15 protein-coding genes are annotated in these 14,623 nt (G+C 70.1%); all 15 read left to right on the top strand.

Annotation, left to right across the window (positions count from 1 at the left end; translation table 11 throughout):
• The first annotated feature begins 265 nt into the window (after positions 1–265).
• The 15 genes from rho (at position 266) to A6035_RS09470 (ending at position 14,588) form a co-directional block, all read left to right on the top strand.
• Positions 266–2,353 (top strand): transcription termination factor Rho, encoded by a 2,088-nt coding sequence (rho, locus tag A6035_RS09540; protein WP_108847595.1) that lies wholly within the window; start codon positions 266–268, stop codon positions 2,351–2,353.
• Entirely contained in the window at positions 2,350–3,435 is a 1,086-nt protein-coding gene (prfA, locus tag A6035_RS09535) for a peptide chain release factor 1 (protein ID WP_108847594.1), read from the top strand. Before rho ends, prfA begins: the two co-directional genes overlap by 4 nt.
• Before the next feature lie 22 nt (positions 3,436–3,457).
• Complete coding sequence (gene prmC, locus A6035_RS09530; protein ID WP_108847593.1) at positions 3,458–4,426, top strand: peptide chain release factor N(5)-glutamine methyltransferase; 969 nt, start codon at positions 3,458–3,460, stop codon at positions 4,424–4,426.
• Entirely contained in the window at positions 4,423–5,076 is a 654-nt protein-coding gene (locus A6035_RS09525; protein ID WP_061227665.1) for an L-threonylcarbamoyladenylate synthase, read from the top strand. Before prmC ends, A6035_RS09525 begins: the two co-directional genes overlap by 4 nt.
• A gap of 3 nt (positions 5,077–5,079) precedes the next feature.
• The gene (locus tag A6035_RS09520; RefSeq protein WP_108847592.1) at positions 5,080–6,240 is read left to right on the top strand and encodes a glycosyltransferase family 4 protein; all 1,161 of its coding nucleotides are present in this window, start codon (positions 5,080–5,082) and stop codon (positions 6,238–6,240) included.
• Between the two features lie 10 nt (positions 6,241–6,250).
• Positions 6,251–6,697 carry a Cg1360 family ATP-synthase-associated protein gene (locus A6035_RS09515; protein ID WP_108847591.1) on the top strand — a complete coding sequence of 149 codons (447 nt, stop codon included), beginning with the start codon at positions 6,251–6,253 and terminating at the stop codon, positions 6,695–6,697.
• Positions 6,698–6,900: 203 nt separating this feature from the next.
• Complete coding sequence (gene atpB / locus A6035_RS09510) at positions 6,901–7,692, top strand: F0F1 ATP synthase subunit A (RefSeq protein ID WP_108847590.1); 792 nt, start codon at positions 6,901–6,903, stop codon at positions 7,690–7,692.
• A 100-nt stretch (positions 7,693–7,792) separates the two neighbouring features.
• Positions 7,793–8,032, top strand: coding sequence for an ATP synthase F0 subunit C (locus A6035_RS09505; protein ID WP_108847589.1), 240 nt, complete (start codon positions 7,793–7,795; stop codon positions 8,030–8,032).
• A gap of 32 nt (positions 8,033–8,064) precedes the next feature.
• Positions 8,065–8,637 (top strand): F0F1 ATP synthase subunit B, encoded by a 573-nt coding sequence (locus tag A6035_RS09500; protein WP_108847588.1) that lies wholly within the window; start codon positions 8,065–8,067, stop codon positions 8,635–8,637.
• 14 nt (positions 8,638–8,651) lie between these two features.
• On the top strand, positions 8,652–9,470 hold the full coding sequence (locus tag A6035_RS09495) for a F0F1 ATP synthase subunit delta (RefSeq protein ID WP_108847587.1): 819 nt from the start codon (positions 8,652–8,654) through the stop codon (positions 9,468–9,470).
• A gap of 96 nt (positions 9,471–9,566) precedes the next feature.
• A complete protein-coding gene (gene atpA / locus A6035_RS09490; protein WP_108847586.1) occupies positions 9,567–11,207 on the top strand; it encodes a F0F1 ATP synthase subunit alpha in 1,641 nt (546 codons plus the stop codon).
• A gap of 55 nt (positions 11,208–11,262) precedes the next feature.
• A complete protein-coding gene (locus tag A6035_RS09485; RefSeq protein WP_108847585.1) occupies positions 11,263–12,249 on the top strand; it encodes a F0F1 ATP synthase subunit gamma in 987 nt (328 codons plus the stop codon).
• 3 nt (positions 12,250–12,252) lie between these two features.
• Entirely contained in the window at positions 12,253–13,701 is a 1,449-nt protein-coding gene (gene atpD, locus A6035_RS09480; protein WP_007627613.1) for a F0F1 ATP synthase subunit beta, read from the top strand.
• Between the two features lie 9 nt (positions 13,702–13,710).
• Complete coding sequence (locus tag A6035_RS09475; protein WP_108847584.1) at positions 13,711–14,082, top strand: F0F1 ATP synthase subunit epsilon; 372 nt, start codon at positions 13,711–13,713, stop codon at positions 14,080–14,082.
• A gap of 56 nt (positions 14,083–14,138) precedes the next feature.
• Positions 14,139–14,588 (top strand): DUF2550 family protein, encoded by a 450-nt coding sequence (locus A6035_RS09470; protein WP_108847583.1) that lies wholly within the window; start codon positions 14,139–14,141, stop codon positions 14,586–14,588.
• Positions 14,589–14,623: the final 35 nt, after the last annotated feature.

Here is a 14,623-nt window from a genome sequence, read left to right as displayed (position 1 = left end):
ACATCCATTCCCGCCGCAGCAGGTCGGTATGGCGTGGGGCGGTCTCGGTCGGAGCGGCCGATCGGCGAGTGACGTACAGGGATCCCCCGCTTCGGGCGGTTCTCCCCTCGCGTGGATCCCCCTCAGACGAACGATCCGTGCCCGGCCATGGCGCCGGTGCGGAAGGCCCACGTGGCCACCCCGGGACGCCGAGTCCGCTTCCCGGACACCTGCTCGATGCGAGGCGGAACACGCCGCCCCGGCCCCGGGCCCAGAAAGGATCCTTGTGACCTCGACGGACACCACTTCCACCCCGCCCCAGGGTGCCGCGCTGTCGGCGATGCGACTGCCCGAGCTCAAGGCGCTGGCACAGCAGATGGGCCTCAAGGGCCTGTCGGGTAAGCGCAAGGGCGACCTCGTCGCCATGATCGAAGGCGCGCGGGGCGGCCGCCCCGCTCAGTCCGACGCACCGCGCCGTGCCGAGACCCCGCGCCAGGCCGAGACCCCGCGCCAGGCAGAGGCCCCGCGCGAGGCAGAAACGACGAGCCGGGCCGACGCACCGCAGCAGGCGGACGCGCCCCGCCGCGAGGAGGCGCAGGCACAGTCCGAGTCTCCGTCGGCCGCCGGATCGGCACCGTCGACCGGCACGGGGCGCCGGGGACGCGGCAGCCGCGCGGACAACGCGGGGGACAAGCCGCGCAACGGCGCCGACGGCGGCGACGCCGCACCGGCGGGCGACGAGGGCGGCCCCCGGGGCGACGGACGCGCGCAGGGCGAGCGGTCGCGCCGCGAGGACGGTGGTCGCGGTGGTCAGCGGCAGGGACGCGGTCAGCAGAACCGCGACCAGGACACCCGCGACCAGCAGGGCGGGCGCAACGACCAGGGTGACCAGGGCGGCCGCAACGATCAGCGCAACCAGGGCGGCCGCAACGATCAGCGCAACCAGGGCGGCCGGAACAACCAGGGCGGTCGCAACGACCAGGACGGTCAGGGAACCCGAAACGACCAGGGCGGCCAGGACGGTGGCGACAACGGCCCCCGTGGCGACGGCCAGAACCGCGATGACGACGGCGGTGGCCGCGGTCGTCGTGGCCGGCGCCGTCGCGAGCGCAATCGTGGCGGCAACCGCCAGACCGAGGGTGATACCGAGGTGCGGGAGGACGACGTCCTCCAGCCGGTCGCGGGCATCCTCGACGTCCTCGACAACTACGCGTTCGTCCGCACCTCCGGATACCTCGCCGGCAACAACGACGTCTACGTGTCGATGAACATGATCCGTCGCTACGGGCTGCGTCGCGGTGACGCGATCACCGGCGCGGTCAAGATGCCCCGCGACGGGCAGTCCGACGCACAGCACGACGGTCCGGGCGGCGGCCAGGGCGGCGGCCGCGGTGGCGGACAGGGCGGGAAGAACCGGGCGAAGTTCAATCCGCTCGCCCGCATCGACACGGTCAACGGCAGCCCGGCGGACCAGGCCCGCCAGCGCCCGGACTTCTCCAAGCTCACCCCGCTGTACCCCAACCAGCGGCTGCGGCTCGAGACGGAGAAGAACATCATCTCCACCCGCGTGATCGACCTGATCATGCCGATCGGCAAGGGGCAGCGCGCCCTCATCGTGTCGCCGCCGAAGGCCGGTAAGACCACGATCCTGCAGAACATCGCCAACGCGATCGCCACGAACAATCCCGAATGCCACCTCATGGTCGTCCTCGTCGACGAGCGACCGGAGGAGGTCACCGACATGCAGAGGTCGGTCAAGGGCGAGGTCATCGCCTCGACCTTCGACCGTCCGCCGTCAGACCACACGCAGGTCGCCGAGCTGGCGATCGAGCGCGCGAAGCGGCTGGTGGAGCTGGGCCAGGACGTGGTCGTCCTCCTCGACTCGATCACGCGTCTCGGCCGCGCCTACAACAACTCGTCCCCGGCCTCGGGGCGCATCCTGTCCGGTGGTGTCGACTCGACCGCCCTGTACCCGCCCAAGCGGTTCCTCGGCGCGGCACGCAACATCGAGAACGGCGGCTCCCTGACGATCATCGCGACCGCGATGGTCGAGACCGGCTCGGCCGGTGACACCGTGATCTTCGAGGAGTTCAAGGGCACCGGCAACGCCGAGCTCAAGCTGGACCGGCGGATCGCCGAGCGCCGGGTCTTCCCGGCCGTCGACGTCGGCCCCTCGGGCACCCGCAAGGAGGAGCTGCTCATGAGCCCCGAGGAGGCGGGCATCATGCACAAGCTCCGCCGGGTGCTCTCGGGTCTGGACACCCACCAGGCCATCGACCTGCTCATGTCGCAGCTGCGCAAGACCAACACCAACTACGAGTTCCTGTTGCAGGTGGCCAAGACGACGCCCACGCTGCCGCAGGACGAGGAGTGACCCAGGGCGCGGGACGGTCGCCGTCCTCGATCGACGACGTCCTGTCCGAGTACGGGGGCCTCGAGGCGCAGCTGTCCGACCCGGCGCTGCACGAGGACGCGGCCGCCGCGCGCCGGGTCGGCAAGCGGTTCGCCGAGCTGACCCCGATCGTGCAGTGTCACCGCGCGTTGGTCTCGACGCGCGACGACGCCGCCGCGGCCCGCGAACTCGCGGGGGACGACTCGTCGTTCGCCGAGGAGGCCGACCGTCTCGACTCGGAGGCCGCCGCACTCGAGGCCCGCCTGGCGGACCTCCTCGCGCCCCGCGACCCGCACGACGCCGACGATGTGGTCATGGAGATCAAGTCCGGCGAGGGCGGCGAGGAGTCCGCGCTGTTCGCGGCGGACCTGGCGCGCATGTACACGCGGTACGCCGAGAAGCACGGGTGGATCGTCGAGGTGCTCGGCCTCACCGAGTCCGACCTCGGCGGCTACAAGGACGCGTCCTTCTCCATCCGCTCCCGGCAGCCGTCCCGCGACGGGGTCTGGTCGCGGCTGAAATTCGAGGGCGGCGTGCACCGCGTCCAGCGGGTGCCCGTCACCGAGTCGCAGGGTCGCGTCCACACCTCGGCCGCCGGTGTGCTGGTCTTCCCGGAGCCGGAGGACGTCGGACCGGTGGAGATCGACGAGTCGGATCTGCGGATCGACGTCTACCGCTCGTCCGGCAAGGGCGGGCAGGGCGTCAACACCACCGACTCCGCGGTGCGCATCACCCACCTGCCCACCGGCACGGTCGTCACGTGTCAGAACGAGCGCAGTCAGTTGCAGAACAAGCAACGCGCCCTCCAGGTTCTCGCCGCGCGGCTCCAGGCCGCCGCCGAGGAGGCTGCCGGAGCGGAGGCCGCGGAGGGGCGGGCCAGCCAGGTTCGCACCGTCGACCGCTCGGAGCGCATCCGCACCTACAACTACCCGGAGAACCGTATCGCCGACCACCGTGTCGGGTTCAAGGCACACAATCTCGACGCCGTGCTGGACGGCGACCTCGACGCGGTGCTCGACGCCCTCGCCGCCGACGAACGCCGTCGCCGCATGGAACAGGCCTAGCCCGTGGAAGGCGGCTGACGTCGTGGATCCCCGCCCCGCCCCGGCCGCCGAGGTGGTGCGCTCGGCCACCCGGACGCTACAGGCGGCCGGTGTCGACTCCGCGCTCGTCGAGGCCCAGCTCATCTGCGCCCACGTCCTCGGCATCGACCGCGGCCGGCTCATGATCGCCGACGACCTCGACGCCACGGCGGTGGCCGAGGTCGAGCGCATCGCGGCCGCCCGTGCGCGGGACCGCATGCCCCTGCAGTACCTGCTGGGCCGCGCGGCCTCGGGTCGGCTCGACCTGGCCGTCGGGCCCGGCGTGTTCATCCCGCGCCCGGAGACCGAACTGCTCGTCGAGTGGACCCTCGCCGCGCTGCCCGCGCCCGCGCCCGAGCCCGGGCCGGTGGTGGTGGACCTGTGCGCCGGCAGCGGCACGATCGCGTTGGAGATCGCCCACGCCCGGCCGGACGCCCGCGTGCACGCCGTCGAACTGCACGACGCGGCCCTCGAGTGGCTCCGCCGTAACGCGGACGAGCGAGCGGCGGCCGGGGACACCCCGGTCGAGGTCCACCACGCCGACGCCACCGAGATCGGGACCCTCGCGCACCTGCGTGGCCGGGTCGCGGCCGTCGTGTCCAACCCGCCGTACATCCCCGTGACCGACGACCTGCCCGCCGAAATCCTCGCGCACGAGCCGGCCACCGCGCTGTTCGGGGGAGGGGACGGCCTCGTCGTCGTCGTCCCCCTCGTCGACCTCGCCGCCGCGCTTCTCGCGCCCGGCGGCCTCCTCGCCGTCGAACACGACGACACGACCGGCGACGCGGTCGCCGCGGTGGTCTCCGCGCAGGGGGGTTTCGGTACCGTGGAGCAGCACACCGACCTCGCCGGTCGGCCGCGGTTCGTCACCGCGAGGCGACTCGACCCGGGACGCGGCGCCGGCGGCGACCACGGTGGCAACAACGACGACGACGAGGTCGTCACGAGCGCCCGGAAGGGGACCACCCGGTGACCATCACCTACGACTGCACCGAGGACACCGGCCGCGAGGTCGGCCTCAGCTCCGCGGCCGGCGCCCTGCGCGCGGGCAGGCTGGTCGTCACCCCCACCGACACGCTCTACGGCATCGCCGCCGACGCCTTCGACCCGGACGCCGTCAACCTGCTGCTGTCGGCCAAGCACCGGGGCCCCGACATGCCCGTCCCCGTCCTGGTCGGATCGTGGGAGACCATCGACGGCCTCGTCGTGAGCACGCCCGCGCCCGCCCGCGACCTCATCCGCGCCTTCTGGCCCGGCGGGCTGAGCCTCATCGTGCACCAGGCGCCGTCGCTGAACTGGAACCTCGGGCACACCCGCGGCACCGTCATGCTGCGGATGCCGCTGCACCCCGTGGCCATCGAACTCCTCCGCGAGGTCGGTCCGCTGGCGGTGTCCAGCGCCAACGTCTCCGGGCAGCCGCCCGCGACGACCGTCGCCCAGGCGCGCGAGCAGCTCGGCGACTCGGTCGCCGTGTACCTCGACGGCGGTCCCTGCGCGATCGGGGCCCCGTCGACGATCGTCGACCTCACCGGGGCCGCGCCGCGCATCGTGCGAGAGGGCGCGGTGACCGCCGAGCGCGTCGGAGAGGTCCTCGGCATCGACCCCGCGGCCCTGCGCGGCTGAGCCGTGGGCATCGGGATCCCGTTCCGGGAGCTCCTGCTCATCGGCGCCACCGCCGGCCTCGTCACCTTCGTCGTGACCGGGCTGGTCAGGGGAGTGGCACCCGCCATCGGCGGGTTGGCGTACCCCCGTGAGCGCGACGTGCACGTCGTGCCCACCCCCCGGCTCGGCGGGGTGGGCGTCTTCACCGGGATGCTCGTCGCCGTCTACCTCGCCGCGCAGCTGCCGGCCCTGAACCGCGCGTTCCCGCCCTTCGCGCCCGACGTCGAGGCCACCATCATCGCCGGCGGCGTCATCGTCCTGGTGGGGATCGTCGACGACATCCTCGGCCTCGGCGCCGTCACCAAACTCGCCGGTCAAGCCGCGGCCGCCGGCGTCCTGGTCGCCATGGGCGTGTCGTGGACCCTCGTGTACCTGCCGTTCGGCGACGGCAACATCCTCGTCCTTGACCAGCTGCAGGCCGGGCTGCTCACCGTCGTGTTCACGCTGGCGATCGTCAACGCGATGAACTTCGTCGACGGGCTCGACGGGCTCGCCGCCGGCCTCGGCGCGATCGCCGCGCTCGCCATCTGCGTGTTCTCCGTGGGCATCATGCTCGACCAGGGCGGGACGGTGGGCGCCTACCCGCCGGCGCTCGTCACCGCCGTGCTCGCCGGCGCGCTCCTGGGCTTCCTGCCACACAACTTCCAGCCCGCGCGGATCTTCATGGGCGACTCCGGGTCGATGCTCATCGGGCTGGTGCTCGCCGCGGCCTCCACCAGTGCGTCGGGGAAGATTTCGCAGAGCCTGTACGGGCCACAGGAGATGATCGTGCTGCTCTCGCCGGTGATCGTCGTGGCCGCGGCGATGTTCGTCCCCGTCCTCGACCTCGTCATGGCGGTGGTCCGCCGTGTCGGGGCGGGGCGCAGCCCGTTCGCGCCCGACAAGATGCACCTCCACCACCGTCTCCTCGCACTGGGGCACTCCCACCGCCGCGTCGCCCTGGTGATCTACGCGTGGGTCTCGCTCATCGCCTTCGGCGCCGTGGGCGCGACCATGCTGCCCACAGAGGTGATCGTGCCGCTGGTCGCCGCCGGGTTGCTCTCCGTGCTGGCCGCGACCCTGGTGCCGCGCCTCCGCAGCTCCCGGGCGCAACACCACACGGGGGGGGAGACCGCGTCCGGCTAGGCTGCACCCCATGACTGATGCGTCCGCGCCCGACGACCGTCCCGCCGAGAGCCCGCACACCGCCGCGTTGCGCAAGGCGGTCCGGTTCGGCGTCCTGGCCCTGGCCGTACTCGCCGTCGTCAGCGCGATCGTCTGGGCGCTCGTCGACGGTCTGCCCGGACTGTGGGGTGCTCTGATGGGCGCCGGCATCGGCGGGGCGTTCGTCCTCACCACCGCTATCGTCGTCATCGCCACCGCGCGCTCGGCGCCGCAGACCACCGCGGCGGTCGTGCTGGGCACCTGGCTCCTCAAGCTCCTCGTGGCCATGGGCGTGGTCGCCGGGCTCGCACAGTTCGACTTCTATTCGCACACGTCCTTCGGGGTGACGATCATCGCCGCGCTGGTGGTGGTGCTCGCGGGGGAGACGTGGGCCGTGCTCAAGACCCGGACGCCATACGTCGAACCGACCGTCCCCTGACGGGTGCCCCGGGCATCACGTATCGAGACCGGGGTGTTACTCTTTACGACGGTGAGACGAGCACGTCACCGGGCTGCCACGTGGCCTGACGACGTTCGCGCGCTGACCCGATCCGGCCGCGAACTCCGGGCCGCTCATACCGAACGCGCTGGGGCGCCCGTCGCCCGACACGACCAGGGGAGACCACACTGAGTACCACGCTTCTGGCCTTCGAAGGCGAGTTCCATCCCCCGAATATCGACAAGGAGTTCTTCCCTGTCGACAAGTGGCTGACGGACTTCGCAGGCGGTGCCTTCACCCTGGACCGGCTCATGCTGGTGCGTCTTCTCATGGCGGTCGTGCTGCTGGCCTTCTTCGTGATCGCCATGCGCAACCCGAAGCTCGTCCCGCGCGGCGTGCAGAACGTCGCCGAGATCTGCCTCGACTTCGTCCGCGTGCACGTCTCGGAGGAGATCCTCGGCAAGGAGCAGGGACGTCGCTTCCTGCCGATCATCGCGACGATCTTCTTCGCGGTGGTGGCGATGAACCTGCCCGCGATCATTCCGGGATTGAACATCTCGCCGAACGCACGGATCGGCTTCCCGCTGGTCCTCGCCCTCCTGGGGTACATCACCTTCATCTACGCGGGATCCAAGCGCTTCGGCTTCGCGCGCTTCATCAAGGCGAGCGTCGTGATCCCCAACCTGCCGCCGGCGCTGCACCTGCTGGTGGTCCCGATCGAGCTGGTCTCGACGTTCCTCCTGCGGCCCGCCACGCTGACCATCCGACTCATGGCCAACATGCTCGCGGGGCACCTCATCCTGGTCCTGCTGTTCAGCGCGTCGAACTTCTTCTTCTGGCAGCTCAACGGCTGGACCGTCCTGTCCGCCGGCATCTCCCTGCTGTCGATCGCGTTCACGCTGTTCGAGCTCCTGGTGATCTTCCTGCAGGCGTACATCTTCGCGCTGCTGGTCGCCGTCTACATCGACAGCGCGCTCCACGCGGAGAACCACTAGTACCCGGGCCGCCCGGCCTGCCACGACCACCCGTCAACCCGACAACCCACGTCCGACCGGGGCGGAACCGCCCGCCCCGGCCATCTGAAAGGGAAACCCCATGGACATCGTCACTCTCGCCCAGGCCGCCGAGCAGAGCGTCACCGGCTACGGCGCGATCGGCTACGGCCTCGCCGCCATCGGCCCCGGCATCGGCATCGGCATCCTCGTCGGCAAGACCGTCGAGGGAATGGCCCGTCAGCCCGAGATGGCCGGCACCCTCCGTACCACGATGTTCCTCGGCATCGCCTTCACCGAGGCGCTCGCCCTGATCGGTATCGTCGCCGGCTTCCTGTTCTGATCGACGACACACCGACCTCTTAGGGACGCACCATGAACAACGTCATCGCCATCTTGGCGGCCGAGGGGGAAGCACTCCCCCTGGAGGAGAGCCCCAACCCGCTCATTCCTCCGCTGTATGACATCGTCTGGTCGCTCATCCCGCTCGCCGTCATCCTCTGGCTGTTCTGGAAGTTCATCCTTCCGAAGTTCCAGCAGGTTCTCGATGAGCGAGAGGAGCGTATCGAGGGCGGTCTGCGTCGTGCCGAGCAGACCCAGGCCGAGGCGAAGGAGAAGCTGGCCAAGTACAAGGCACAGCTCGCCGAGGCGCGCAGCGAAGCGGCCAAGATCCGCGACGACGCGCGTGCCCAGGGCCAGCAGATCCTCGCGGACATGAAGGCCGAGGCGCAGGCCGAGAGCGACCGGATCGTCGCCGCCGGCAACCAGCAGCTCGCGGCCCAGCGTCAGCAGATCGTCGCGGAACTCCGTTCCGATCTCGGGCGTCAGTCCGTCGATCTGGCCGAGCGGCTCATGGGTGAGCAGCTGTCGGACTCCGTCCGTCGCTCCGGCACCATCGACCGCTTTCTGGCAGACCTCGACCGGGTCCCCGGCGCGGGCAAGAACTAAGGGAAGTGGAGTCCATGCACGCAGCGAGTCGCGACGCGCTCGACCAGACCCGTGAGGCACTGAAGTCCGCCCTGGCCGCCGGCCCGGCCGGCGGGGCGACCGGTGCGAAGGTGGGCCAGGAGCTCTTCCAGGTCGTCGACGTCCTGGAGGACAACCGGTCGCTCCGGGTCGCCGTGGCCGACACGTCCGCCCCGGTGGAGGCCCGCCAGGACCTCGTCCGCGGGGTGTTCGGGTGGAAGGTCGACCAGACCACGCTCGACCTCCTGCTCGCTGCGGTGTCCCGGGACTGGTCCAACCCGCGTGAACTGCGGGCGGGCCTGATCCTGCTGGGCCGCGAGGCGCTCCTGCGCTCCGCGGAGGAGCAGGACCAGCTCCAGACGGTCGAGGACGAGCTGTTCCGGCTCGGCCGCATCGTCGCCGGCGACGCGGAATTCGAGCAGGCCCTCGCCGACAAGACCACGCCGGCGGATGCCAAGCGAGCCCTGCTCGCGCAGGTGCTCTACGGCAAGGTCACCGCGGTCACCGAGGCGCTGGCCTCCCAGGCCGTCGCCCGGCCGGCCGGGATGCCCGCCGACGACTTCATGGAGATCTCCCGGCAGGCCGCGGAACTCCGCGGCCGGTCCGTGGCCGTGGTGACGAGCGCGGAGCCCCTGACCGAGCAGCAGGCCGACGATCTCCGTGGTCGGCTCGCTTCGATCTACGGTCGCGAGCTGGCCATCCACAACGACGTCGATCCCGCCCTGCTGGGCGGGGCGGTGGTCCGCGTGGGTGACGAGATCATCGACGGCAGCGTGGCGGGTCGCCTGGACGCGTTGCGGCGCAGCCTGCGCTGACCGGTCCGACCGGTCGAACGACGAGCTGCGGTCGCCAGTGGTCGAGGCTCGGCACACACCTATAAAGCACATCCCGACTTTGAGAGCAGGAATGACATGGCGGAGTTGACGATCTCCTCCGATGAGATCCGCAGCGCGATTGCGAACTACACCTCGACTGTTTCGACCGACGCGACCAAGGAAGAGGTCGGCGTCGTCGTCGACACCAGTGACGGCATCGCGCACATCAGCGGTCTCCCCTCGGCGATGGCCAACGAGCTGCTGGAGTTCCCGGGCGGCATCCTCGGCGTCGCGCTGAACCTGGAGGACCGCGAGATCGGTGCGGTCATCCTCGGTAACTTCGAGGAGATCGCCCAGGGCCAGGAGGTCCGTCGCACCGGTGACGTCCTCTCCGTGCCCGTCGGCGACGGCTTCCTCGGACGCGTCGTCAACCCGCTCGGTCAGCCGATCGACGGCCTCGGCGACATCGAGTCGGCGGACACCCGCGCCCTCGAGCTGCAGGCGCCCTCCGTGCTCGAGCGCCAGCCGGTCGAGGAGCCCATGCAGACCGGCATCAAGGCGATCGACGCCATGACGCCGATCGGCCGCGGCCAGCGCCAGCTCATCATCGGTGACCGCAAGACGGGCAAGACCGCCGTCTGCATCGACGCCATCCTCAACCAGAAGGCCAACTGGGAGTCGGGCGACAAGACCAAGCAGCTGCGGTGCATCTACGTCGCCATCGGCCAGAAGGGCTCCACCATCGCGGGCGTCAAGGCGACCCTCGAGGAGCACGGCGCGATGGAGTACACCACCATCGTCGCGGCCCCGGCCTCCGACTCCGCCGGCTTCAAGTGGCTCGCCCCGTTCACCGGCTCGGCCATCGGCCAGCACTGGATGTACGAGGGCAACCACGTCCTCGTGGTCTTCGACGACCTGTCGAAGCAGGCCGACGCCTACCGCGCGATCTCGCTGCTGCTGCGTCGCCCGCCGGGCCGCGAGGCCTACCCGGGTGACGTCTTCTACCTCCACTCCCGTCTGCTGGAGCGGTGCGCGAAGCTCTCGGACGAGATGGGCGGCGGCTCGCTGACCGGCCTGCCGATCATCGAGACCAAGGCCAACGACGTCTCGGCGTTCATCCCGACCAACGTCATCTCGATCACCGACGGCCAGGTCTTCCTCGAGTCCGACCTGTTCAACCGCGGTGTGCGGCCGGCCGTCAACGTGGGTATCTCCGTCTCCCGAGTCGGCGGCGCGGCCCAGACCAAGGGCATGAAGAAGGTCTCCGGCTCGCTGCGTCTCGACCTGGCCGCGTACCGCGACCTCGAGTCGTTCGCGACGTTCGCCTCCGACCTCGACGCCGCCTCCAAGGCCCAGCTCGAGCGCGGCCAGCGTCTGGTCGAGATCCTCAAGCAGGACCAGAGCTCGCCGGTGGCCGTCGAGGACCAGATCGTCTCGATCTACCTCGCGGGTGAGGGCTTCTACGACAGCGTCCCCGTCGAGGACGTGCGCCGCTTCGAGAACGAGCTGCTCGAGCACCTGCACCACGCCGCCTCGGACGTCTACGAGCAGATCGCCGGCGGTGCCGCGCTGTCCGACGACTCGATGTCCACCCTCAAGGCCAAGACCGACGAGTTCAAGGAGGGCTTCGTGGCCTCCGACGGCTCGCGGGTCGTCAACGAGCCCGAGGCCGAGGCGCTGTCCGAGGACGAGATCGACCGCGAGACGCTGACGGTCACCAAGAAGAAGAAGGCCTGAGGCCTCGCGATGACAGCCATCCGATACTCGGGCGAGAGGAGCGTGATCTGAGACCATGGCCAACCTGCGCGAACTCCGCGACCGGATCAAGTCGGTCAACTCGACCAAGAAGATCACCAAGGCCCAGGAGCTGATCGCCACCTCGCAGATCTCCAAGTCCCAGGCGCGCGTCGCCGCGGCGAAGCCGTTCGCGGACCAGATCACGGCGATCCTGACCGACCTCGCGAGCGCGTCGTCGATCCAGCACCGCATGCTCAACGAGCCTGAGGATCCCAAGCGGTCCGCGGTGCTCGTGGTGACCTCCGACCGTGGTATGGCCGGCGGCTACAACCACAACGTCCTCAAGGAGGCCGCCGAGCTCATCGCGTACCTCGAGGGCGAGGGGCGCGAGGTGGACATCTACGTGCTCGGCAACAAGGGCATCGTCTACTACACGTTCCGCGAGATCCCCCTCGCCGGTTCGTGGTCGGGACACTCCGAGAAGCCCGACTACCAGGAGGCCCGGCCGGCCTTCCAGCTCCTGTCGAAGGCGTTCGCGGTCGGCGGCGAGGACTCGTTCGACGCCGCGGAGTTCCTCGGTGAGGACCACCAGGGCGACACGACCCGCAAGGGCGTGGACGAGGTCCACATCGTCTACACGCGATTCGTCTCCATGCTGACCCAGACGCCCAAGGCGCGTCGGTTGGCCCCGATCGAGACCCAGGTCGAGATCGAGGAACTGGACCTGGGCGAGGATTACATGGACAACCCGGAGGCCGAATTCAAGCCCGAGGTCACCTTCGAGCCGGACGCCGACACCCTGCTCGACAACCTCCTCCCGAGGTACATGTCGACCCGGGCCTTCGCCGCACTGCTCGAGTCGGCGGCGTCGGAGTCGGCGGCCCGTCGTACGGCCATGAAGTCGGCGACGGACAACGCGACCGACATCGTCGAGGGCCTCAGCCGTGAGGCGAACCAGGCCCGCCAGGCACAGATCACCCAGGAAATCAGCGAGATCGTCGGCGGAGCCGGTGCGCTCGCCGCGAGCGCAGGAAGTGACTAGACAATGACCACAGCTGTAACCGATCAGAGCACGACGGGCACGGCCGGTCTCACCGGCCGGGTCTCCCGCGTCCTGGGCGCGGTCGTCGACGTGGAGTTCCCGCGCGGCGCCCTCCCGGCCCTCTACAACGCCCTCACGGCCGAGATCACCCTCCCGGCCGTCGCCAAGACGGTGACCTTCGAGGTCGCCCAGCACCTCGGCGACAACATGGTGCGCTGCATCTCCATGCAGTCCACCGACGGTCTCGTCCGCGGTGCCGAGGTCGTCGACTCCGGCAAGCCGATCTCGGTGCCGGTCGGCGACGTCGTCAAGGGCCACGTTTTCAACGCTCTCGGCGACTGCCTCGACGCCCCCGGCACGGGACGGGACGGCGAGCAGTGGGGCATCCACCGCGAGCCGCCGGCCTTCGACCAGCTCGAGGGCAAGACCGAGATCCTCGAGACCGGCGTGAAGGTCATCGACCTGCTGACCCCGTACGTCAAGGGCGGCAAGATCGGCCTGTTCGGTGGCGCCGGTGTCGGCAAGACCGTTCTCATCCAGGAGATGATCACCCGTATCGCGCGTGAGTTCTCCGGTACGTCGGTGTTCGCCGGCGTCGGTGAGCGCACCCGTGAGGGCACCGACCTCTTCCTCGAGATGGAGGAGATGGGCGTCCTCCAGGACACCGCCCTGGTGTTCGGTCAGATGGACGAGCCGCCGGGGACGCGTATGCGCGTCGCCCTGTCGGCCCTGACGATGGCCGAGTACTTCCGCGACGTGCAGGGCCAGGACGTCCTGCTGTTCATCGACAACATCTTCCGTTTCACCCAGGCCGGTTCCGAGGTCTCGACGCTGCTCGGCCGTATGCCGTCCGCCGTCGGTTACCAGCCGACCCTGGCGGACGAGATGGGTCAGCTGCAGGAGCGGATCACCTCGACCCGGGGTCGCTCGATCACCTCGCTGCAGGCGATCTACGTCCCCGCGGACGACTACACCGACCCCGCGCCGGCGACCACGTTCGCCCACCTCGACGCCACAACGGAGCTCTCCCGCTCCATCGCGTCGAAGGGCATCTACCCGGCCGTCGACCCGCTCACCTCGACCTCCCGCATCCTCGAGCCCGGCATCGTGGGCGAGGAGCACTACCGCGTCGCGCAGGAAGTCATCCGGATCCTCCAGAAGTACAAGGAGCTCCAGGACATCATCGCGATCCTCGGTATGGACGAGCTGTCCGAGGAGGACAAGGTCACCGTCCAGCGTGCCCGTCGTCTCGAGCGCTTCCTGGGCCAGAACTTCCTCGTCGCCGAGAAGTTCACCGGCCAGGTCGGCTCGGTCGTGCCGCTGTCCGAGACCATCGAGGCCTTCGACAAGCTGTGCAAGGGCGAGCTCGACCACCTGCCCGAGCAGGCGTTCAACGGCATCGGCGGTCTGGACGACGTCGAGAAGGCCGCCAAGAAGCTCTCGGGGAAGTGACCGTAGACAATGGCTGACATCGAAGTCGAGTTCGTCACGGTCGAGCGCCGCTTCTGGTCCGGTACCGCCACGATGGTGGTCGCCAAGACCACCGAGGGCGAGATCGGCATCCAGGCCGGGCACGAGCCGCTGCTCGGCGAACTGGACGCCGGTGGCACCGTGACCGTCTACACCGACGAGGGCAAGAAGGTCGCCGCGGTCCAGGGCGGCTTCCTCTCGGTCACCGCCCACAAGGTCAGTATCCTCGGTGAAGCAGCGGAGTGGTCCGACGCGATCGACCGTTCCGCCGCCGAGAAGGCGCTGTCCGAGGCCGGCGACGACGCCGCGGCCGCCGCAACGGCCCGCGGTCGTCTGCGGGCCATCGAGAAGGCCGGCGCCTAGTCGACCTCCGGCCCGACCGGCACCCCGGCCGCGGCCATCGGAAGGAGTTGAGCAGATTGACGGCTCCCATCGAGATCGTTCTCGGTGTCGTCATTCTGCTCGTCCTGGTTCCGGTGGCCGCGGCCGCGGTCTATCGCCTGGTGGTCGTCCGTCGGAATTCCACCTCCGTTCTCGTACGCAGGGCGGGGGAGGAGTCGTGGCGGTACGGTGCCGTCCGCTATTCCGACACCGACGTCGCCTTCTACCGTCTGGGCAGCGTCCGGTTCGGGGCCGACGTCCGGCTGGACCGTCGGAGTCTGGCACTGGGGGCACGGCGGCAGCCGACAGGCCCCGAACTGGACGTGGCCGAGGAGGGCGAGCTGATCGTGCCCTTCTCCGGGACCGATCCCGGGGGCGCCGTCGTCGAGGGCGAGCTGTGCCTGGCCCCCGCCAAACTGACCGGGATGCTCGCATGGGTCGAGGCATGTTCGACCGAGCAGGTCCGGCCCCGGCGTCCCCACCGCTGACGCCCCGGGACCGCGGTCCCGGTCCGCCGCCCGTC

It is taken from the genome of Dietzia lutea (genome assembly GCF_003096075.1).
GTDB lineage: Bacteria > Actinomycetota > Actinomycetes > Mycobacteriales > Mycobacteriaceae > Dietzia > Dietzia lutea.
Note: the sequence above shows the minus strand (reverse complement) of the source record. Positions and strands in the feature narration are given on the sequence as shown.

Bases quoted from the DNA above. Each gene is read 5' to 3' on its own strand.
- atpA (WP_108847586.1), top strand. From the start codon at position 9,567: ATGGCGGAGTTGACGATCTCCTCCGATGAGATCCGCAGCGCGATTGCG.
- atpD (WP_007627613.1), top strand. From the start codon at position 12,253: ATGACCACAGCTGTAACCGATCAGAGCACGACGGGCACGGCCGGTCTC.
- A6035_RS09495 (WP_108847587.1), top strand. From the start codon at position 8,652: ATGCACGCAGCGAGTCGCGACGCGCTCGACCAGACCCGTGAGGCACTG.
- A6035_RS09500 (WP_108847588.1), top strand. From the start codon at position 8,065: ATGAACAACGTCATCGCCATCTTGGCGGCCGAGGGGGAAGCACTCCCC.
- A6035_RS09515 (WP_108847591.1), top strand. From the start codon at position 6,251: ATGACTGATGCGTCCGCGCCCGACGACCGTCCCGCCGAGAGCCCGCAC.
- A6035_RS09485 (WP_108847585.1), top strand. From the start codon at position 11,263: ATGGCCAACCTGCGCGAACTCCGCGACCGGATCAAGTCGGTCAACTCG.
- A6035_RS09505 (WP_108847589.1), top strand. From the start codon at position 7,793: ATGGACATCGTCACTCTCGCCCAGGCCGCCGAGCAGAGCGTCACCGGC.
- A6035_RS09475 (WP_108847584.1), top strand. From the start codon at position 13,711: ATGGCTGACATCGAAGTCGAGTTCGTCACGGTCGAGCGCCGCTTCTGG.